The organism is Pseudomonas rhizosphaerae (assembly GCF_000761155.1).
GTDB lineage: Bacteria > Pseudomonadota > Gammaproteobacteria > Pseudomonadales > Pseudomonadaceae > Aquipseudomonas > Aquipseudomonas rhizosphaerae.
The window spans coordinates 1441279-1460663 of the sequence record NZ_CP009533.1; the positions used below are offsets into that span (position 1 = coordinate 1441279).

The 19385-nt window shown below is 64.0% G+C and carries 16 protein-coding genes, 2 tRNA genes and 1 pseudogene; 10 read left to right on the plus strand and 9 right to left on the minus strand.

Annotation, left to right across the window (positions count from 1 at the left end):
* The first annotated feature begins 67 nt into the window (after positions 1-67).
* A complete protein-coding gene (locus LT40_RS06520; RefSeq protein WP_043187880.1) occupies positions 68-448 on the plus strand; it encodes a RidA family protein in 381 nt (126 codons plus the stop codon).
* Between the two features lie 17 nt (positions 449-465).
* Positions 466-2172 (plus strand): amidase, encoded by a 1707-nt coding sequence (locus LT40_RS06525; RefSeq protein ID WP_043187883.1) that lies wholly within the window; start codon positions 466-468, stop codon positions 2170-2172.
* Positions 2173-2211: 39 nt separating this feature from the next.
* Here LT40_RS06525 and LT40_RS06530 read toward each other — a convergent pair whose 3' ends face one another.
* From LT40_RS06530 to LT40_RS06535, 3 genes are read right to left on the minus strand one after another with little or no spacing between them, the layout of a single operon-like run.
* Positions 2212-3138, minus strand: a complete 927-nt coding sequence (locus LT40_RS06530) for a DNA-3-methyladenine glycosylase family protein (RefSeq protein ID WP_043187888.1) — start codon at positions 3136-3138, stop codon at positions 2212-2214.
* A 38-nt stretch (positions 3139-3176) separates the two neighbouring features.
* A complete protein-coding gene (locus tag LT40_RS21545) occupies positions 3177-3431 on the minus strand; it encodes a hypothetical protein (RefSeq protein ID WP_148308520.1) in 255 nt (84 codons plus the stop codon).
* A gap of 58 nt (positions 3432-3489) precedes the next feature.
* Positions 3490-4692 (minus strand): MFS transporter, encoded by a 1203-nt coding sequence (locus tag LT40_RS06535; protein ID WP_043187891.1) that lies wholly within the window; start codon positions 4690-4692, stop codon positions 3490-3492.
* A gap of 108 nt (positions 4693-4800) precedes the next feature.
* Between LT40_RS06535 and LT40_RS06540 the strand changes: the two genes are divergently transcribed.
* From LT40_RS06540 to pepN, 4 genes are all read left to right on the plus strand, one after another.
* Positions 4801-5724 (plus strand): LysR family transcriptional regulator, encoded by a 924-nt coding sequence (locus tag LT40_RS06540; RefSeq protein ID WP_043187895.1) that lies wholly within the window; start codon positions 4801-4803, stop codon positions 5722-5724.
* Positions 5725-5796: 72 nt separating this feature from the next.
* Positions 5797-6057: a YeaC family protein gene (locus LT40_RS06545; RefSeq protein ID WP_043187898.1), complete on the plus strand. Its 261-nt coding sequence runs from the start codon at positions 5797-5799 to the stop codon at positions 6055-6057.
* 26 nt (positions 6058-6083) lie between these two features.
* On the plus strand, positions 6084-6914 hold the full coding sequence (locus LT40_RS06550; RefSeq protein ID WP_043193390.1) for a DUF2797 domain-containing protein: 831 nt from the start codon (positions 6084-6086) through the stop codon (positions 6912-6914).
* Positions 6915-6926: 12 nt separating this feature from the next.
* The gene (pepN, locus tag LT40_RS06555; protein WP_043187902.1) at positions 6927-9584 is read left to right on the plus strand and encodes an aminopeptidase N; all 2658 of its coding nucleotides are present in this window, start codon (positions 6927-6929) and stop codon (positions 9582-9584) included.
* A gap of 294 nt (positions 9585-9878) precedes the next feature.
* On the opposite strand, the gene sugE is transcribed toward pepN, so the two are convergent.
* The 3 genes from sugE to rdgC all read right to left on the minus strand — a co-directional run bounded on the left by sugE (position 9879) and on the right by rdgC (position 12426).
* Positions 9879-10193 (minus strand): quaternary ammonium compound efflux SMR transporter SugE, encoded by a 315-nt coding sequence (gene sugE, locus LT40_RS06560; protein WP_043187905.1) that lies wholly within the window; start codon positions 10191-10193, stop codon positions 9879-9881.
* A gap of 115 nt (positions 10194-10308) precedes the next feature.
* The gene (locus LT40_RS06565) at positions 10309-11265 is read right to left on the minus strand and encodes a bile acid:sodium symporter family protein (RefSeq protein WP_043187908.1); all 957 of its coding nucleotides are present in this window, start codon (positions 11263-11265) and stop codon (positions 10309-10311) included.
* Between the two features lie 240 nt (positions 11266-11505).
* Positions 11506-12426: a recombination-associated protein RdgC gene (gene rdgC, locus LT40_RS06570; RefSeq protein ID WP_043187911.1), complete on the minus strand. Its 921-nt coding sequence runs from the start codon at positions 12424-12426 to the stop codon at positions 11506-11508.
* 161 nt (positions 12427-12587) lie between these two features.
* Here rdgC and LT40_RS06575 point away from each other — a divergent pair.
* A tRNA-Val gene (locus LT40_RS06575) sits at positions 12588-12663 on the plus strand.
* 19 nt (positions 12664-12682) lie between these two features.
* Positions 12683-12759 (plus strand) — tRNA-Asp (locus LT40_RS06580).
* A gap of 296 nt (positions 12760-13055) precedes the next feature.
* Here the strand turns inward: LT40_RS06580 and LT40_RS06585 are convergent.
* The 3 genes and pseudogenes from LT40_RS06585 to LT40_RS06595 all read right to left on the minus strand — a co-directional run bounded on the left by LT40_RS06585 (position 13056) and on the right by LT40_RS06595 (position 16885).
* Positions 13056-13496 carry a CBS domain-containing protein gene (locus LT40_RS06585; protein ID WP_043187914.1) on the minus strand — a complete coding sequence of 147 codons (441 nt, stop codon included), beginning with the start codon at positions 13494-13496 and terminating at the stop codon, positions 13056-13058.
* Between the two features lie 154 nt (positions 13497-13650).
* On the minus strand, positions 13651-14082 hold the full coding sequence (locus LT40_RS06590; RefSeq protein ID WP_043187916.1) for a hypothetical protein: 432 nt from the start codon (positions 14080-14082) through the stop codon (positions 13651-13653).
* A gap of 50 nt (positions 14083-14132) precedes the next feature.
* Positions 14133-16885: pseudogene (locus tag LT40_RS06595) on the minus strand (response regulator).
* Between the two features lie 179 nt (positions 16886-17064).
* Between LT40_RS06595 and cysM the strand changes: the two are divergent.
* Together cysM and rlmD are read left to right on the plus strand one after the other, a co-directional pair.
* Entirely contained in the window at positions 17065-17967 is a 903-nt protein-coding gene (cysM, locus tag LT40_RS06600) for a cysteine synthase CysM (RefSeq protein WP_043187919.1), read from the plus strand.
* The gene (rlmD, locus tag LT40_RS06605) at positions 17967-19358 is read left to right on the plus strand and encodes a 23S rRNA (uracil(1939)-C(5))-methyltransferase RlmD (RefSeq protein WP_043187921.1); all 1392 of its coding nucleotides are present in this window, start codon (positions 17967-17969) and stop codon (positions 19356-19358) included. Before cysM ends, rlmD begins: the two co-directional genes overlap by 1 nt.
* The last annotated feature ends 27 nt before the right edge of the window (positions 19359-19385 follow it).

Sequence of the window (19385 nt, forward strand, 5' to 3'; positions counted from 1 at the left end):
TTTCAATTTGCAATGGCGGGGCTGTAACATGCCCGCCATTGCCTCTCATTGACCTCAGGAGCCTCCCATGGCCCATTCAGACATCACGTTTCTGCCGGACCCCGACCCCGAGTCGATTTCCTCCGACGTCGCCGGCTTCGGCGGTCTGCTGGTAACCACCCAGATTCCAACCCGCGCCGACGGCAGCCTGGAACTGGGCAGCATCACCGAGCAGAGCGAATGCACGCTGCAGGCGCTGAAGGTTGCGCTGGAAGCGGCCGGCAGCTCGCTGGATCGCGTCCTGCACCTGACCATCTACCTGACCGACATGGCTGACCGCCCGGCCTTCAACGAGGTCTACCAGCGCTTTTTCAGCAAGCCCTGGCCGGTGCGCGCAGCCGTGGGTATCACCGCGCTCGCCGCCGCTGGCATGCGTGTGGAAGTGACCGCCATGGCCGCCAAGGGCTGATCGTGCAGGAGAACAGCATGATCGAAGTCACCGAGGTTTCCATCGCCGAACTGCGCGCGGCTCTGGAGAGCGGCCAGACCACGGCGGTCGAACTGGTCCGGGCCTACCTGGAGCGCATTGCGGCCTATGACGGCGCCGACACCGCCACTGCGCTGAACGCGCTGGTGGTGCCCAACCCCTCGGCCTTGGCCGAGGCTGCGGCGGCCGATGCCCGACGCGCCAGCGGCCAGACCCTGGGGCCGCTCGATGGCATTCCGTACACGGCCAAGGACAGCTACCTGGTCAAGGGCCTGACCGCGGCGTCAGGCAGTCCGGCCTTCGCCGGGCTGGTCGCCCAGCGCGATGCCTTCACCGTCGAGCGCCTGCGCGCCGCCGGAGCGATCTGCCTGGGCAAGACCAACATGCCGCCCATGGCCAACGGCGGCATGCAGCGCGGTGTCTACGGCCGAGCGGAAAGCCCGTACAACGCCGAGTTCCTCACCGCGCCGTTTGCCTCCGGCTCGTCCAATGGTGCTGGCACGGCGACCGCAGCCAGCTTCGCCGCGTTCGGCCTGGCCGAAGAAACCTGGTCGAGCGGACGCGGCCCGGCGTCCAACAACGGCCTGTGTGCCTATACGCCCTCGCGCGGGATCATCTCGGTGCGCGGTAACTGGCCGCTGACGCCGACCATGGACGTGGTCGTGCCGTTTGCGCGGACCATGGCCGATCTGCTGGAAATCCTCGACGTGGTGGTCGCCGACGACCCCGACACCCGTGGCGACCTGTGGCGCCTGCAACCCTGGGTGCCGATACCCAAGGTCGCCAGCGTGCGTCCGGCGTCCTACCGGGAACTGGCCACCACACCTGCAGCGCTTGCGGGCAAGCGCTTCGGCGTGCCTCGTATGTACATCAATGCCGACCCGCTGGCCGGCACGGCCGAGCAGCCAGGCATCGGCGGCCCGACCGGGCAGCGCATCCACACACGCGCCGCGGTGATCGACCTGTGGCAACAGGCACGGGTCGCCCTCGAAGCGGCTGGTGCGGAAGTCGTCGAAGTGGACTTTCCCTTGGTGTCCAACTGCGAAGGTGATCGCCCCGGAGCGCCGACCGTGTTCAACCGCGGCATCGTCGACCCGGCATTCCTTCATCATGAGCTCTGGGACCTGACGGCGTGGGCCTTCGACGATTTTCTGCGCGCGAACGGCGATCCAGCCCTCAACCGCTTGGTGGACGTCGACGGGCCGCTCATCTTCCCCCATGACCCCGGCACGCTGCCCAACCGCGAAGGCGACCTGGCCGCCGGCATGGACGAATACGTGAAGATGGCCGAGCGTGGCATCACCCCCTGGGACCAGATCAACACCCTGGCCGACGGTCTGCGTGCGTTGGAGCACACTCGCAAGATCGACCTGGAAGAGTGGATGCAGGCGTTGCAACTCGACGCAGTGGTGTTCCCCACCGTGGCCGACGTGGCCCCGGCGAATGCCGACGTTGACCCGGCGGCAGCAGACATCGCCTGGAGCAATGGCGTGTGGGTGGCCAACGGCAATCTGGCGATCCGTCACCTGGGCGTGCCGACTGTGACCGTGCCGATGGGCTTGATGGCCGACATCGGCATGCCGGTGGGGCTGACCTTTGCTGGCCGTGCCTACGACGACACGCAACTGTTGCGCCTGGCCGCCGCTTTCGAAGCCACCGGCGATCGCCGCACGATCCCGCCACGCACACCGCCGCTGCAGCGCTGAGCATCCTGCCGACCCCGTGGCGTCCATGGTCCTACGGGGTCAGCCACCGCGCTGGCCGTCGGTGCGGTCCATGAGCTCATTCCAGATGTACATGACTGCGTAGGCGCGCCACGGCCGCCAGTCCTCGCTGCGCAGCCGTTGATGCCCCAGTTTCAGCAGCTCAGGGTGCTCGCGGATGATCTCCTGCATGATCACCAGATCGCTGCCCGGCCAGGCATCGGTATCCCGCCAGGCGCGCATGGCCACGTATTCGACCGTCCATGGGCCAATGCCCGGCAGGGCCAGCAACCCTTGGCGCAGGGGCCCCAGGTCGGTCCGCGTCCGTTCATCAGGGAACGCCTCGATCTGCACCTGGTTGTGGGCCACTGCGGCGGCGAAGTTCTGCAGTGCTGCGACTCGCTTGCCGGGCATGCCGATCCGTTCGAGGTCGACTTCGGCCAGGGCAATGGGGGTAGGGAACTGCCACGCCACCTGTGGATGCTGTGGCTGGCTTACAGGCTGCCCGGCACGTTCGGCCAGGCGACCAGCGATGGTTGTCGCCGCCTTGACGCTGACCTGTTGGCCGACGATGGTGCGCACGATCAGCTCGAAGGTCGACCAGGTGCCCGGCACGCGCAGCCCGGGTGTTTGCAGCAGCAGGCGGCCCAGCCAAGGGTCGCCGTCGAGTGCGGCATGCAGCTTTTGCGGGTCCAGATCCAGATCGAACATGCGCCGCAGACGCGGCACCAGCGCAGGCAGGTGAGCACTGGCCGGCCCATCGACGCGTGCGATCAGGCAGTCACGGCTCGCGTCCTGCCGGACACTGAGCAAGCCTTCGTCGCCCAGCCATTCGACGGTGCGCAGGTACACGCCGTCGATGACCGTTTCGACCAACGCACTGGAGCGCCCGCCGTAAAACCTGAGCAGGCGTTGCCAGTCGAAGGGCGGTTTATAGAACAATTCGATGTCGGTATGGCGTGAGGGCATGGCGAAAAACTCCTTGCTGGTTCAGACCATGCCTCCCCTCACTTTGCTCCATCCACCGCCGACGCGGCTCGCGCCGCTGCTACAGACACATCGCCGTACCCACCGACACCGCGATCTTTGTAGCAGCGGCGCAAGTCGCGTCCGGCCTCACCGCGTTCATCCAGACACTCTGCGTTGCCCGCCGACACGGCTCGCGCCGCTGCTACAGACACATCGCCGTACCCACCGACACCGCGATCCTTGTAGCAGCGGCGCAAGCCGCGTCCGGCCTCACCGCGTTTATCCAGGCGCATCGCGGTGCCCAGTTCGCGGCCGAAGACCGCTCCCACAAGAGATTTGCGGAGAGCGCAATTACTTCGCGGTGGCCGGGCGCTTGATCATCAGCAGTGCCACGATCAATGCCAGAACTGCCACACCGGTGGCCAGCAGACCCAGCGACTCCAGGCCGAACTGTCGAATGCCCAGGCCACCGAAAATCGCGCCCAGACCAATACCCGCATTGGCCGCCGAGATGTTCAGCGAAGCTGCCAGGGCCTGGGCTTTGGCGCCGGCCTGCATGACTCGCACCTGGCAAATCGGAAACAGCGCGGTGTAGGCGATACCCCAGGCGATCAGCGAAGCGATCAACCAGGCTCGCTGCTCGGCGAACGCCACGGCGGCGGTCATACCGGCGCCCAGCACCACCAGAAACACCACCATGGCACCCAGCGGACGCTTGTCCACCATGCTGCCACCCAGGTGATTACCCAGCATGCCAACCGCGCCGAAGCCCATCAACCACCAGCCCACCTGACCCGCTGGCACGCCACCCAGGCGTTCGAGGATATCGGCCAGATACGTGTAGGCCGTAAACATGGCGGTAAAGGCCAGCACCGACAGCAGCACGTGAGCCAGAAAGCGCGGCTGACGCAGGATGGCCGTCTGCTTCTCGCCAGCGGCAGCGACCGGCGAGCCCGGCAACTTCGGCATCACCAGGTGCATCAGCACGCCGATCAGCAACGATACCCCGGCCAGCACCCAGAAGCTGCCGCGCCAGCCGATCAGGTCGGCGGCCACGGTGCCCAGCGGCACCCCGAACACCAGGGCTGCGGAAATGCCCAGATAGACCTTGGCCACCGCCTTGCCCGATTGCCCAGGCGCAGCCAGTTGCCCTGCGGTTTCACTGGCAGTGCCCCAGAACACTGGCAGCGCTAGGGCCGGGATGAAACGCGCGATGGCCAGCACCCAGATATTGGTGGACACTGCTGCCAGCACGTTGGACGCCGCGAACACCAGCAGAATCAGGGTAAACAGCTTCTTGCGCTCGACATGGGCCAGCCGCGCCGTGAGGTAGGGGCCGAACAGCATCACGGTGAAGGCGAACAGGGTCACCACCTGGCCCGCCAAGGCGATGGAAATGTCCAAGTCGCGCGCCAGGCTGGGCAACAGACCGACGATGAGAAACTCGGTGGTCACGATAATAAAGGCCGCCACGGCCATGATCAGGATCTGTATGCCCGAGGCGGTGTTGCCAGAAGCCGAGGGTACGGCTCCGGCGGTATTGGAAGTAGGCATCGAATGTAACTCCGGAAAGATTTTGCAATAGTCTATTGAAGAATCTCCGGCATATTCCGGTCATCTGGTACCTTGTGAATTGAATTGAATTCACCAATCGGAGCTGCAATGTTTTCGTCCGAGCGCCTCAAAGGCATCGATGTCTTCGTCAGCGTCGCCGACCTGGGCAGTTTCACCGCCGCCGCCGAACGCTTGAACCTCAGCAACTCGGCGGTCAGCAAAGGCGTGGCCCGCCTGGAAGCGCGGCTCGGCGTGCGGCTGTTCCAGCGCACCACACGGCGGCTGGCGTTGACCGAAGCGGGGCAGACCTTCTACCGCACCTGCACCGGCGTGCTCGCCGACCTGGAGGAGGTCGAGCTGGCGATGAGCGCCGAACAGCGCGAACCCCATGGCCGCCTGCGCATCGACCTGCCGGCGTCCTACGGGCGGCTGCACGTGCTGCCGCTGATCCTCGAGTTCACCGCCCAGTATCCTCGGCTGCAACCCCACATATCGTTCTCGGACCGTTTCGTCGACCCCGCCCAGGAAGGCATCGACATCGTCGTGCGCATCGGTGGCTCGGACGCTTGGCCAAGCAATGTCGGGCGACGCTTCTTCGGTCGCCAGCGCCTGGTGTTCTGCGCCGCGCCGGCCTACCTGCGCGATCACGGCACCCCGCAGGGCGAGCGGGATCTGGAGCAGCATCGCTGCGTGGGTTATGGACAGACCGATGGTTCGGTCTATCCCTGGTACTTCCAGGGCCGACAGGCCGGCGACATGGAACGGCGGATCATCCATCCCCACGTTGCAGTCGGCGATGGCGAAGGGCAGGTCATGGCGGTGCTGGCCGGGCACGGCATCGCCCAGCTGCCCACCTGGCTGATCCAGCGGCACCTGGACAGCGGCGCCCTGGTCGAGGTCCTGGCGCCCCTGGCCACCGATGGCCTGGCGATGAACCTGGTGTGGCTGAAAAGCCGCGAAGGCCTGCCCAAGGTGCATGCCCTGCTGGAGTTCCTCACCGCCCGGCTGACCCCGGCAGGCACGGTTGGGTGAAGGGCCGCCGGGATTTCCCTTTACGCACCCGGCACAGCGTTTAAAATGCCAGCATCCATTGGAGGCTTCCGCATGTCGTCATTCGCCCACATGATCGAAAACATCACCCCTGATATTTACGAAAGCCTGAAGCTGGCGGTCGAGATCGGCAAATGGTCCGACGGCCGCAAGCTGACCGCCGAGCAAAAGGAACTGACCCTGCAGGCGATCATCGCCTGGGAAGCCAAGAACCTGCCCGAAGACCAGCGCACCGGCTACATGGGCCCGCAGGAATGCGCCTCGAAGTCCGCGCCGATCGAGAACATCCTGTTCAAGTCGGACTCGATCCATTGACCAGCGATCTCTTCACGCAAGACACCCTGCAAGAGCTTGGCCGTGGTTCGGCCAGCAAGATGTCCGCGCGCCTCGAAGCGCCGGTGGTGCAATACCAGCTGCGTCTGGGCGAAACCCAGATAGCCGCCAACCCCCTGATCGGCACACGGATACGCCTGGAATTTCTCGGTGCCATCCACTGCGTCCATTGCGGTCGCAAGACCAAGACCAGTTTCAGCCAGGGCTACTGCTACCCGTGCATGACCAAGCTGGCGCAGTGCGACGTGTGCATCATGGCCCCGGAAAAATGCCACTACGACGCCGGCACCTGCCGCGATCCGGCCTGGGGCGAGCAGTTCTGCATGACCGATCATGTGGTCTATCTGGCCAACTCTTCGGGGGTCAAGGTCGGTATCACCCGGGCCAGCCAACTGCCCACCCGCTGGCTCGACCAAGGCGCGAGCCAGGCACTGCCCATCATGCGCGTGGCGACCCGTCAGCAATCGGGCCTGGTCGAAGACCTGTTCCGCTCCCAGGTGGCGGACCGCACCAACTGGCGCGCGCTGCTCAAGGGCGACGCGCCGGCGGTGGATCTGGTGGCGATACGCGAACAGCTGTTCGACAGCTGCGCAGCCGGCATCCATATGCTGCAGGAGCGCTTCGGTCTGCAGGCGATCCAGGCACTGAACGATGTCGAGCCGATCGACATCCGCTATCCGGTGCACACATACCCGAGCAAGATCGCCAGCTTCAACCTGGACAAGAACCCCGTCGCCGAAGGCACGTTGCTGGGCATCAAGGGTCAATACCTGATATTCGATTCCGGCGTCATCAATATTCGCAAGTACACGGCTTACCAACTGGCCGTGCATCAGTAGAAGGGTTTTCGCATGCGTACCGAACAACCGAAAATGATCTACCTGAAAGACTATCAGGCGCCCGATTATCTGATCGACGAGACCCACCTGACCTTCGAGTTGTTCGACGATCACAGCCTGGTCCATGCGCAATTGGTCATGCGTCGCAACCCTGAGCGGGGGGCGGGCCTGCCGCCGCTGGTGCTCGACGGCGAGTTGATGGAGTTGCTCAGCGTCAAGCTCGACGACACCGACCTGACGGCGGATCAGTACCAGCTGGCCGCAGACAGTCTGACCCTGCAACCGCGCAGCGATGCCTTCACCGTCGACACCAGCGTGCGCATCCACCCCGAAACCAACACCGCGCTGGAGGGCCTGTACAAGTCCACCGGCATGTTCTGCACCCAATGCGAAGCCGAAGGCTTCCGCAAGATCACCTACTACCTCGACCGCCCCGACGTGATGAGCCGCTTCACCACCACGTTGATCGCCGACCAGCAGCAGTACCCGATCCTGCTCTCCAACGGCAACCCGGTCGGCAATGGCCCCCAGGAAGACGGCCGGCATTGGGCCACCTGGGAAGACCCGTTCATGAAACCGGCGTACCTGTTCGCCCTGGTGGCGGGCGATCTGTGGTGCGTCGAAGACAGCTTCACCACCCTGAGCGGCCGCGACGTCGCGCTGCGCATCTATGTCGAGCCGGAAAACATCGACAAGTGCGCCCACGCCATGACCAGCCTGAAGAAGTCCATGCGCTGGGACGAAGAGGCCTACGGTCGCGAGTACGACCTGGACATCTTCATGATCGTCGCGGTCAACGACTTCAATATGGGCGCCATGGAAAACAAGGGCCTGAACATCTTCAACTCCAGCGCCGTGCTGGCTCGCGCCGAAACCGCCACCGATGCCGCCCACCAGCGCGTCGAGGCGATCGTCGCCCACGAGTATTTCCACAACTGGTCGGGCAACCGCGTGACCTGCCGCGACTGGTTCCAGCTGTCGCTCAAGGAAGGCTTCACCGTCTACCGCGATGCAGGCTTCAGCGCCGACATGCACTCGCCGACGGTCAAGCGCATCCAGGACGTTGCCTACCTGCGCACCCACCAGTTCGCCGAAGATGCAGGCCCCATGGCCCATGCCGTGCGGCCAGACAGCTTCATCGAAATCTCCAACTTCTACACCCTGACCGTGTACGAAAAGGGCTCGGAAGTGGTCGGCATGCTGCACACCCTGCTGGGCGCCGAAGGCTTCCGCAAGGGCAGCGACCTGTACTTCGAGCGTCACGACGGCCAGGCCGTGACCTGCGACGATTTCATCCGCGCCATGGAAGACGCCAACGGTGTCGAGCTGGGCCAGTTCAAACGCTGGTACAGCCAGGCAGGCACGCCGCGCCTGCAGGTCAGCGAGCAGTTCGATGCCCAGGCGCGCACCTATAGCCTGACCCTGCGCCAGAGCTGCCCCGCAACGCCGGACAAGGTCGAGAAACTGCCGTTCGTGATCCCGGTGGCGCTGGGCCTGCTTGGCGCCAACGGCCAGGAGCTGCCCTTGCGCCTGGCCGACGAGGCGTCGGCGGTCGGCACCAGCCGAGTGCTGGCGGTGACCGAGGCCGAACAGACCTTCACCTTCGTCGATATCCCCGAGCAACCGCTGCCCTCGCTGCTGCGCGGCTTCAGCGCGCCGGTCAAGCTGAGCTTTCCGTACAGCCGCGACCAGCTGATGTTCCTCATGCAGCACGATACTGACGGCTTCAACCGTTGGGATGCGGGCCAGCAGCTGTCGGTGCAGGTGCTGCAGGAAATGATCGGGCAGTATCAGCGCGGCGAGTCGCTGGCGATGGACTCGCGTCTGTCGACGGCCTTGGCCAGTGTGCTGGACAACACCGAGCTGGACCCGGCGATGGTCGCCGAGATGCTCTCGCTGCCCAGCGAGGCGTACCTGGCCGAAATCAGCGAGGTCGCCGACGTCGATGCGATCCACGCCGCTCGCGAATTCGCCCGCAAGCAGTTGGCCGATGGCTTGTTCGATGCACTGTGGGCCCGCTACCAGACCCACCGCGAGGTCTCCAAGGCGACCGCTTATGTGGCCGAGAAGGAGCATTTCGCCCGTCGCGCGCTGCAGAATATCGCGCTGTCGTACCTGATGCTCAGCGGTCGCCCGGAAGTCCTGGCTGCCACCTTGGAACAGTACGATGCCTGCGACAACATGACCGAGCGCCTGACGGCACTGGCGGTGTTGGTCAACTCGCCGTTCGAGGCAGAAAAGGCCCGTGCGTTGCAAGCATTCGCCGAGCACTTCAAGGACAACCCGCTGGTCATGGACCAATGGTTCAGCGTCCAGGCGGCCAGTGGTTTGCCGGGTGGGCTTGAACGCGTCAAGGCGCTGATGCAGCACCCTGCGTTCACCCTGAAGAATCCGAACAAGGTCCGTGCATTGATCGGCGCATTCGCCGGTCAGAACCTGATCAACTTCCACGCCGCCGATGGCTCGGGCTACCGTTTCCTCGCCGACCTGGTGATCGAGCTCAACGCCCTCAACCCGCAGATCGCCTCGCGCCAGCTGTCGCCGCTGACCCGCTGGAGAAAGTACGACAGCAAGCGTCAGGCCTTGATGAAAGCCGAGTTGGAACGAATCCTGGCCTCAGGCCCACTGTCCAGCGACGTCTACGAGGTGGTCAGCAAAAGCCTGGCTTGATGGGTTGATCCGTAGGGCCTCTTCGCGGGCAGAGGGCTCGCCGCCCGCCCCGCTCCCACAATGAAGCGGTGTACATGCATTCATTGTGGGGGAGGACATTGTGGGGGGCTTTGTAATAGCAGGCTCTGTGGAAGCAGATCCTGTGGGAGCGGGCTCTGCCCGCGAATAGGCCCCGGCGGCGTTGTCATATCCCGTGGGAGCGGTCAGTGGCCGCGAACAGGGCGCTGCGGATTGTCTGATGCACCGCAGTGTCAGGTTCGCGGCCGACGACCGCTCCTACAGAAGAGCCCAGGCTCAGGTACTGACCTTCAACCCCACCAACCCCAGGATGATCAGACCCACACTGATCATCCGCATCAGCGCCATCGACTCGCCGAACAGCACGATCCCGGCGATCACCGTCCCCACTGCACCGACACCGGTCCAGATGGCATAGGCCGTACCCAATGGCAGCTCGCGCATGGCCAGGCCAAGCAGGCCAAGGCTCGCCGCCATGGCAGCCACGGTCAATACGGTAGGAAGGGGGCGGGTGAAGCCGTCGGTGTACTTCAGGCCAATGGCCCAGCACACTTCGAAAAGACCGGCGAAGAACAACAATAACCAGGACATGGGAAAACCTCATCGAAGATGGGGTCGTCCCCGTTTGCAGGAAAAGTGGCGCCGGGTCGTCCCGGCGCCGAACACCATGTTGCCCATCCTTGAGCGATGGATCAAGTGCAGCGGATCAAGGGTCGGTCTTCAATCCACCGGGCTCGGTCCCTTCCATGCGGCGGAAATAGGTCGAGAGCAGTGCGCCGGAAATGTTGTGCCAGACACTGAACAAGGCACTGGGCACTGCCGCCAGCGGGGAGAAATGCGCGCTGGCCAGCGCCGCACCCAAACCCGAATTTTGCATGCCCACTTCCAGCGCCAGCGACTTGCGCTGCGCCAGAGGCAACTTGAACACCTTGCCAGTGAAGTAGCCCAGCAGAAAGCCGAAGCTGTTGTGCAGAATCACCACCGCCATGATCAGCAATCCCGACTCGGCGATGCGCGCCTGGCTGGCCGCGACCACGGCGCAGACGATCAGCACGATGCTGACCACCGACACCAGCGGTAGCACATCGACGGCCACCTGTACCCGTGCGCCCAGCAGTTTCTGCGCGAGCACGCCGAGCACGATCGGCAGCATCACCAGTTGCAGGATCGACCAGAACATTTCCATGAACGAGACCGGCAACCAGGCCGAGGCCAGCAGCCAGATCAGTGCCGGGGTGAGCAACGGAGCGAGCAGGGTGGTTACCGCCGCAATCGCCACCGACAGGGCCAGGTCGCCCTTGGCCAGCCAGGTCATCACGTTGGACGACGTGCCGCTTGGGCAGCAGCCGACCAGGATTACCCCGACAGCGATTTCCGGCGGCAGGTGAAACGCCTGACACAGCAGCCAGGCGACCCCCGGCATGATCACGAAATGCGCCACCACACCCAGGGCCACGCGCCATGGATGACGCCCGACCTCGGCGAAATCGTCAAGCTTGAGGGTCAGGCCCATGCCGAACATCACCAGGCCCAGCAACGGCACGATCAACGGCTTGAGGCCGATGAACCATTCAGGCGCCAGAAACGCCAGTACGGCGAACAACAACACCCAATAGGCAAAGGTATTGCCGACAAAGCGACTCAAAGCAGCGAGCGCACGCATGGGGTAGTTCCTTCTTATAGAAAATCATCATGTCATGGCCGAAGACCATTCTTGCAAGCGGCCCGCGAACCCTATTGCAGATCCCGGATGCAGAACCCTGATGCAGAACCCTGATGCAGATCCCTGTGGGAGCGGGCTCTGCCCGAGAAAGCCACCCCGCGATCTGCCTCAAACACCGCGGCGCCCGGTTCGCGGCCCAAGACCGCTCCCACACATGAGGTGCAAAGCAGGTACTACCGATCAAATCCCCTGTGGCAACTCTTCGCCACCCAAGGCCTCGAACAGCACCGGCAGGAATTCGCCAAAGGTCAGCATCATCAGTGTGAAGCTGGCATCCAACTGACCCAATGCTTCCTCGCCACCGTCCTCTTCGGCCTGGTCCTGCAGCAGTTCCTCGAACTTCAAACGCTTGACCACCATCTTGTCATCCAGCACGAACGACAACTTGTCCTGCCAGGCCAACGACAGCTGGGTGACCTGCTTGCCGGTGCTCAAGTGCAGCTGGATTTCCTCGCTGGTCAGGTCCTGACGCTTGCAGCGCACAATGCCGCCGTCTTCATGGGTATCGCGCAGCTCGCATTCATCCAGCACATAAAAGTCGTCGGCGGCTTTCTGGGTCTTGACCCATTCGGTCATGGTCGCGGTCGGAGCAACCTTGACGGTCAATGGACGCACCGGCAGCGAGCCGATCACTTCGCGCAGGGTCGACAACAGGTCTTCGGCACGCTTGGGGCTGGCCGAGTTGACCAGGATCAGCCCTTGCTTGGGCGCAATGGCCGCAAAGGTCGACGAGCGACGGATGAAGGCGCGCGGCAGGAAGGCCTGGATGATCTCGTCCTTGATCTGGTCGCGTTCCTTTTTATAGACCTTGCGCATCTGCTCGGCTTCGATCTCTTCGACCTTCTCCTTGACCGCATCACGCACAACGCTGCCCGGCAGAATGCGTTCTTCCTTGCGTGCGGCGATCAGCATGAAGTCCTGGCTGACATGCACGAACGGCGCATCTTCGCCCTTGCCGAACGGCGCGACGAAACCGTAGGTGGTCAGTTCCTGGCTGGCACAGGGGCGCGCCGGTTTACTTGCCAGTGCGGTTTCCAAAGCCTCGGCGTCGAAAGGGATATCCTGGGTAAGACGATAGACAAGCAGGTTTTTGAACCACATGGGGTGAAGCACTCCTCAACATTAGGAGGGCATTATTCTCCGTGTGCGGAGCTGACGCCATCCCTGTGCTAAGTGTTTGGAAGCGCTCGAAAATTTTTTTAAAAAAGTGCTTGCCAGAGTTAGGGTCGCTCCGTAGAATGCGCGCCACACCGAGAGACAAAGGGTGATTAGCTCAGCCGGGAGAGCATCTGCCTTACAAGCAGAGGGTCGGCGGTTCGATCCCGTCATCACCCACCAATCTCTCTCAGTGTTACGCGCAGCGGTAGTTCAGTCGGTTAGAATACCGGCCTGTCACGCCGGGGGTCGCGGGTTCGAGTCCCGTCCGCTGCGCCATTAATTCCGCTTCAGAGCCCTTGAACTCTCTGAAGCACAAAAGAAGCGACCTTCGGGTCGCTTTTTTTGTGCCTGCGATTCCTGTAGCCGCGGCGCAAGCCCCATGCACAGATGACGCGGCTCGCGCCCCTGCTACAGGGCCATGCAGATGAATCGATGACGCGGCTCGCGATGCTTGTAGCAGCGGCGCAAGCCGCGTCCGGAATCATCGCAATTGCCTGCGCGACCACACCCTGTGGGAGCGGGCTCTGCCCGCGAAGCAGTCGCTGCGGTGCATCAGCCTGGCCTCGGTCGGCTCACTCGCCTCTGATGTACTGCTGCAACTGCTCGATCAGGCGAGCCTGCTCGGCAATCGCTTCCTTGACCAGGTCCCCGATGGAGAGCAGGCCCAGCAACTGTCCGTTGTCGACCACGGGCAAATGCCGCAGGCGACCTTCGGTCATCAAGGCCATGCAGTGATCGATGTTCTGCTGGGGCGTCACTGTGATGACATGGGCACTCATGATTTCGCTGACCGGTGTGCCGATGGACGAGCGCCCCAGCAACACCATCTTGCGCGCGTAGTCGCGCTCGCTGACGATGCCCACCACGCGCCCGTCGAGCACCACGGGGAGGGCGCCAACGTTCATCTGCGCCATGAGCTTGAGGGCGTCCAGCACCATCTGCTGCGGCTCGATGGTATGAACCTGCTGGCTGTGCTGGACTTTACTCTTCAACAGTTCCGCGACGGTTTTCATGGGCGATGGCTCCAGAGAAAGCGAAAGTGGCGACAGCGCCCTCGTGGTCCGTGGCGCCAGGCCAATTAGTTCACGTTCGACACTGTCCGCTGTATCCCCAGAACGAACACCGCATGCCCAACCGCGTTATGCGGCCTTGCCATGCTCGATCGCCTCAGGCGACCTGGCACTGGCGGCAAACATGCTTGCCATCACGGTTGGCCCAGCCCAGTTCGGCAATGCGCGCTTCCGCGGCTGGCTTCTGTGCCTTGGTGCCAAGCTTGGCGTCTACCGCAAACTCGAAGTCCAGGACCTTGCCACAGCTGTCGCAATTGACTTTCCACTGGTGGATCGCCAGTTCCCCGAACACCGGACCAGTGGCGACCGCCACCCATTGGCCAGGCGGGTTGATCAGATGGCGGACCTTTTCCACCACCAGGCGCATGGACAAGTCCTTGCTGCCCTTGAGGGTGACCAGCAAGGTGTCGCCGTTGTGGATCGAGCCGCCGTTGCCGGTGACCTGATAACGGCCAGGCATCAGCGCGCGGCACTCGATCAGGGTGTGCTGGGGGTTGAGCAAGCTGAAGCGGAAATCGTGTTCGACCATGGGTCCTCCAAATAGACCCGACATGCTAGCACGCCAGCCGTGGCCGGGCCTCAGGCCATCGCCCGGGCCTGCTCCTCGAGCCTGAGGATCGCTTCGTCCAGTTCGTCCAGTGCCGCCAGTGCGGCCGGGTCGTTCTGCTTGAGCAGGGTTTCACTGCGCAGGCACGCGGCGCGCAGCTGCGGTACGCCGCAATAGCGGGTGGCGCCGTGCAAGCGATGCACTCGTTCGATCATGGCGTTCTGGTCAGCGGTGATCCGTGCCAGCTGGATAGCTTCGCGGTCGGCCTGCAGCGAGGCCAGCAGCATCGCCAGCATGTCGGCAGCCAGGTCGGCCTTGCCAGCGGCCAGGCGTAGCCCCTCTGCGGCATCCAGTACCTGCAGGCTGTTGCTTTCCAGCGGCAGCTCCGCCGTCTTGTCCAGCCCTTGCGGGGCCAGGCCAGGCCTGTCCATTTCAGCACCACTTGCGCCAGCTGGCGTTCGCTGATGGGCTTGGTCAGGTAGTCGTCCATGCCGCTTTGCAGCAAGGCGCGCTTTTCATTGGCCATGGCGTGGGCGGTCAGCGCCACGATGGGCAGCGCAGCGCCAGTCTGGGCGCTTTCCCAGACGCGGATGCGCTCGGTGGTTTCACGGCCGTCCATCTCCGGCATTTGCACATCCATCAGCACCAGGTCCAGGCCACCTTCCTGCACCGCCTTGATCGCCGCCGCACCGTTGTCCACCGCGCGCACCTCGGCGCCCAGGTCTTCGAGCAGGGTCTGCACCAGCAGCAGGTTGGCCGGATTGTCGTCCACGCACAGCACCCGCGGCGCACGTTCGGCACTGCCCTCGGGGCTTTCGTAGCGCAACTGCTTGGGGTTGATCAGGTCGGCCAGGGCGCGGCGCAGCCGGCGTGTGCAGCTGGGCTTGGCCTGCAACTGCCGGTCGGCATTGGGTACGGCGGCATGGAACAGTGCTTGCTCGGTGGTTGGGCACAGCACCAGCACCTGGCAGCCGCTCTGCTCGATCTCGCGAATCTGCACGGCCAGGCGTTCGGGCGATATCTCGTGGGCAGTAATGCCAAGCACTGCCAGGTCCAGCGGCTGGCCCGCCTGACGCGCGGCGTGTGTCGCCAGCACCAGCTTGTCCAGGGATTTGAAGTCGGTCACCTCCAGGCCGCAGTCTTCGAGCTGATGCTGCAGGGCTTGTCGGGCCAGTTCATGGCCGTCGACGATTGCGATGCGACGGCCCAGCAGGGGCGCCGACGGCAGGTCCTCGGCATCGTCGCGCGCCTTGGGCAGGTTGAGGCTGATCCAGAATTCCGAACCCTCGCCCGGCGTGCTGTCGACGCCGATCTCGCCACCCATCTGCTCGACCAGTCGCTTGGAGATCACCAGCCCCAGCCCCGTGCCACCGGGCTGGCGCGACAGCGAATTGTCGGCCTGGCTGAACGCCTGGAACAGTGCCCGCACGTCCTGGCTCGACAGGCCGATGCCGGTGTCCTGCACACTGATGCGCAGTTGCACGCTGTCTTCGCTTTCGTCTTCCATCATGGCGCGGGCAACGATGGTGCCCTCGCGGGTGAACTTGATGGCGTTGCTGACCAGGTTGGTCAGGATCTGCTTGAGCCGCAGCGGGTCGCCGATCAGTGACAAGGGCGTATCGCGGTACACCAGGCTGACCAGCTCGAGCTGCTTGGCATGGGCGGCCGGCGCAAGAATGGTCAGGGTGTCCTGCAGCAGGTCACGCAGGTTGAACGGAATGTTGTCGAGCACCAGCTTGCCGGCTTCGATCTTAGAAAAGTCGAGAATCTCATTGATGATGCCCAGCAGGCTGTCCGCGGATTTTTCGATGGTGCCCAGGTAATCCAGTTGGCGCGGGGTGAGCTCGCTTTTCTGCAGCAGATGGGTGAAACCGAGTATGCCGTTGAGCGGCGTCCTGATCTCGTGGCTCATGTTGGCGAGAAATTCGGACTTGATCCGGCTCGCTTCCAACGCTTCCTTGCGCGCCAGGTCCAGCTCGATGTTCTGGATCTCGATGGTCTCCAGGTTCTGCCGGACGTCTTCGGTGGCCTGGTCGATGCTGTGCTGCAGTTCTTCCTGGGCGTCTTGCAGGGTTTCGGCCATGCGATTGATGCCGGCCGCCAGGGCGTCCATTTCGTGGCTGCCCATGGCCGGGACGCGGCTTTCCAGGTTGCCGTCCTTGATCTGCGTGACCGTGTCCTTGATCTGCCGAATCGGCGCACTGATGCTGCGGCTCATGTGCGCCGCCAGCAGCGCGGTAATGCTCAGCCCGGTGAGAATCAGCAGCAGGCTGGCGAACAGGCTGCGGTAGCCGCGCAGCAACGTACCATCGTGGGACAGTTCCAGCTCGACCCAGCCCAGCAGGTGGTCGGCCTCCTCGGGCACCTCGTCGCTGGCCAGGTCGCGGTGGCGGCCGAACACCGGCATCAGGTAGCGGGTTGCGTCGAAGCCGCTGCGTTGCAGCGAATGGGTGCTGTTGCCGATGGGCACTGCGTTGAGCATCATCGGCCCGGCATGGGCGAGCAGGGTCCGGTCCGCGCCCAGGAAGGTCACCGAGCGCACGTCGGTCAGCTCCAGGGATTGCGCGGCGATGCGCTCCAGGCGCTCGCGGTCCTTGGCCACCAGTGCAGGTGCCGCCAACGGCGCCAGCTGTTCGGAGATCATGTCGCCACGCTGCAATAACTGTCGCTGCAGGTCGGACTGCTGCATCCAGGTGAAATAGCCACCCAGGATCAGCGCCATGCAGGTGGCCGGGGTGAGCGCGAGTAACAACACGCGGCTCTTGATACCGAGTTTCTTCAACACGCCGCAGGCGCCTTTCTGACTGAGCAATGCTGGGAAAATACAGCGGGGCGGGACAATGCGCCAGTCGTATGCAAGCGCTTATGCTTTCGCGCTATAAGGTGCGCACTTTGCGTGATATGGGTATGCCGCGTTTGCCGGTATGATAGTCCACCCCCCGCAGTCTGGATTGCGAATACGCCATGACCCCGCAGTACCTAACGATCGCCGACTGCGTCGGCAATACACCGCTGGTGCGCCTGCAGCGCCTGGCTGGCGAGACCAGCAACACCTTGCTGCTCAAGCTGGAAGGCAATAACCCGGCCGGTTCCGTGAAGGACCGCCCGGCGCTGTCGATGATCGCGCGCGCCGAAGCGCGTGGCCAGATCCAGCCCGGCGATACCCTGATCGAAGCGACCTCCGGCAATACCGGCATCGCCCTGGCCATGGCGGCGGCGATCAAGGGCTACAAGATGATCCTGATCATGCCCGACAACTCCACCGCCGAACGCAAGGCGGCCATGGCCGCCTACGGCGCCGAGCTGATCCTGGTCAGCCGCGAGCAGGGCATGGAAGGCGCGCGGGACCTGGCCGAGCGCATGCAGAGCGAAGGGCGCGGCAAGCTCCTGGACCAGTTCGCCAATGGCGACAACCCCGAGGCGCACTACCGCAGCACCGGTCCCGAGATCTGGCAGCAGACCGCTGGCACCATCACTCATTTCGTCAGTTCCATGGGCACCACCGGCACCATCATGGGTACCTCGCGCTTCCTCAAGGAGCAGAACCCGGCAGTGCAGATCGTCGGCCTGCAACCCATGGAAGGCGCCTCCATTCCCGGCATTCGCCGCTGGCCAGAACAGTACCTGCCGCGCATCTACCAGGCCGACCGGGTCGACCGGATCATCGACATGGCCCAGCACGAAGCCGAGGGCATGACTCGCCGGCTGGCACGTGAAGAAGGCATCTTCTGCGGCGTGTCTTCCGGTGGTGCGGTGGCGGGCATGCTGCGCCTGTCCCAGGAAGTGAGCCATGCGGTCATCGTCGCGATCATCTGCGACCGGGGCGACCGCTACCTGTCCAGCGGCATCTTCGACGCGCCCAACTGATGGCCAGAACCAAGCCTGGCCTGCGCTTCCAGCCGACAGGCGGCACCCGTGCGCCGCAGGTGCCGACCGGCAAGAAACAGCGCTTGCCGATCGAACGCCTGGCCAGCGACGGACGCGGCATCGCTTTCTTCGAAGGCCGTACCTGGTTCGTCAGTGGTGCCCTGGCCGGTGAGCAGGTCGAAGCCCGCGTGCTCAATGCCCACGGCAAGATCGTCGAAGCGCGCTGCGAACGCGTGCTGGTCGCCAGCGAGCTGCGTCGCCCGGCACCGTGTCCGCATTTCGGCATCTGTGGCGGCTGCAGTATTCAGCATCTGCCCCACGACCAGCAGTTGGCGCTCAAGCAGCGCTTGCTGGCCGAGCAGTTTTCCCGCGTGGCCGGCATCGAGCCGCAGGAATGGGCAGCTCCGTTGAGCGGTCCCGAACTGGGCTATCGCCGTCGGGCCCGCCTGGCCGTGCGCTGGGACCCCAAGGCGCGGCACCTGGCCGTGGGCTTTCGTGCCGCAGCCAGCCAGGACATCGTCGACATTACCCAGTGCCAGGTGCTGGTGCCTGCGCTGCAACCGGTCGTCGAACAGCTGCCGGCGCTGCTGCGCAGCTTTGCCAAACCGCAGGTGCTGGGCCATGTCGAGCTGTACGCCGGTACCGCACTGGCGTTGCTGGTTCGCCACACCGCCGCACTGGCCGATACTGACCTGGACGCGCTGCTGGCTTTTTGCGCAGGCTTGCACATGCAGCTGTGGCTGCACGGTGAAGACGAGCCCGCACCCGTGCACGCCGGTGAATCGCTGGGGTTCGTCCTGGCGCCTTGGCATCTGCAGCTGGCCTACCGGCCTGGCGACTTCGTCCAGGTCAATGCGGCGGTCAACGACGCCATGATCGCGCAGGCGCTGGAATGGCTGGCGCCCAAGCCCGATGAACGGGTTCTGGACCTGTTCTGCGGGCTTGGCAACTTCGCCCTGCCGCTGGCCCAGCGCTCGCGCGAAGTGGTCGCGGTCGAGGGCGTCGCGGCCATGGTGCAGCGCGCCGCCGATAACGCTGCTGGTAACAATTTGCATAACACTGGCTTTTTCCAGAGCGACCTGTCGCAGCCTCTGGACGCCGCCGAGTGGGCCCGCGAAGGTTTTTCTGCGGTACTCTTGGACCCACCTCGGGACGGCGCATTCGAGGTGGTGCGCACGATCCGCGCACTGGGTGCGCAGCGCTTGGTATATGTCTCCTGTAACCCGGCAACTTTGGCCCGCGACACGGTCGAATTGTTGAGGCAAGGCTACAGGCTAAAACGAGCCGGGATCCTCGACATGTTTCCGCAGACCGCGCATGTCGAGGCCATGGCGTTATTTGAAGCGGGCCAGGATGGCCCGTCCAATCCGACTGGCGTGCGAAATGCCTGATCGATGCCGGCCCAGCATCGGTCATAG

What these genes read in the sequence shown, in the direction of transcription:
- pepN (WP_043187902.1), top strand. Translation starts at nt 6,927, where the DNA reads ATGCGTACCGAACAACCGAAAATGATCTACCTGAAAGACTATCAGGCG.
- LT40_RS06565 (WP_043187908.1), bottom strand. Translation starts at nt 11,265, where the DNA reads ATGCGTGCGCTCGCTGCTTTGAGTCGCTTTGTCGGCAATACCTTTGCC.
- rlmD (WP_043187921.1), top strand. Translation starts at nt 17,967, where the DNA reads ATGGCCAGAACCAAGCCTGGCCTGCGCTTCCAGCCGACAGGCGGCACC.
- LT40_RS21545 (WP_148308520.1), bottom strand. Translation starts at nt 3,431, where the DNA reads ATGCGCCTGGATAAACGCGGTGAGGCCGGACGCGGCTTGCGCCGCTGC.
- cysM (WP_043187919.1), top strand. Translation starts at nt 17,065, where the DNA reads ATGACCCCGCAGTACCTAACGATCGCCGACTGCGTCGGCAATACACCG.
- rdgC (WP_043187911.1), bottom strand. Translation starts at nt 12,426, where the DNA reads ATGTGGTTCAAAAACCTGCTTGTCTATCGTCTTACCCAGGATATCCCT.
- LT40_RS06520 (WP_043187880.1), top strand. Translation starts at nt 68, where the DNA reads ATGGCCCATTCAGACATCACGTTTCTGCCGGACCCCGACCCCGAGTCG.
- LT40_RS06590 (WP_043187916.1), bottom strand. Translation starts at nt 14,082, where the DNA reads ATGGTCGAACACGATTTCCGCTTCAGCTTGCTCAACCCCCAGCACACC.
- LT40_RS06525 (WP_043187883.1), top strand. Translation starts at nt 466, where the DNA reads ATGATCGAAGTCACCGAGGTTTCCATCGCCGAACTGCGCGCGGCTCTG.
- sugE (WP_043187905.1), bottom strand. Translation starts at nt 10,193, where the DNA reads ATGTCCTGGTTATTGTTGTTCTTCGCCGGTCTTTTCGAAGTGTGCTGG.
- LT40_RS06585 (WP_043187914.1), bottom strand. Translation starts at nt 13,496, where the DNA reads ATGAAAACCGTCGCGGAACTGTTGAAGAGTAAAGTCCAGCACAGCCAG.
- LT40_RS06530 (WP_043187888.1), bottom strand. Translation starts at nt 3,138, where the DNA reads ATGCCCTCACGCCATACCGACATCGAATTGTTCTATAAACCGCCCTTC.
- LT40_RS06545 (WP_043187898.1), top strand. Translation starts at nt 5,797, where the DNA reads ATGTCGTCATTCGCCCACATGATCGAAAACATCACCCCTGATATTTAC.
- LT40_RS06540 (WP_043187895.1), top strand. Translation starts at nt 4,801, where the DNA reads ATGTTTTCGTCCGAGCGCCTCAAAGGCATCGATGTCTTCGTCAGCGTC.
- LT40_RS06535 (WP_043187891.1), bottom strand. Translation starts at nt 4,692, where the DNA reads ATGCCTACTTCCAATACCGCCGGAGCCGTACCCTCGGCTTCTGGCAAC.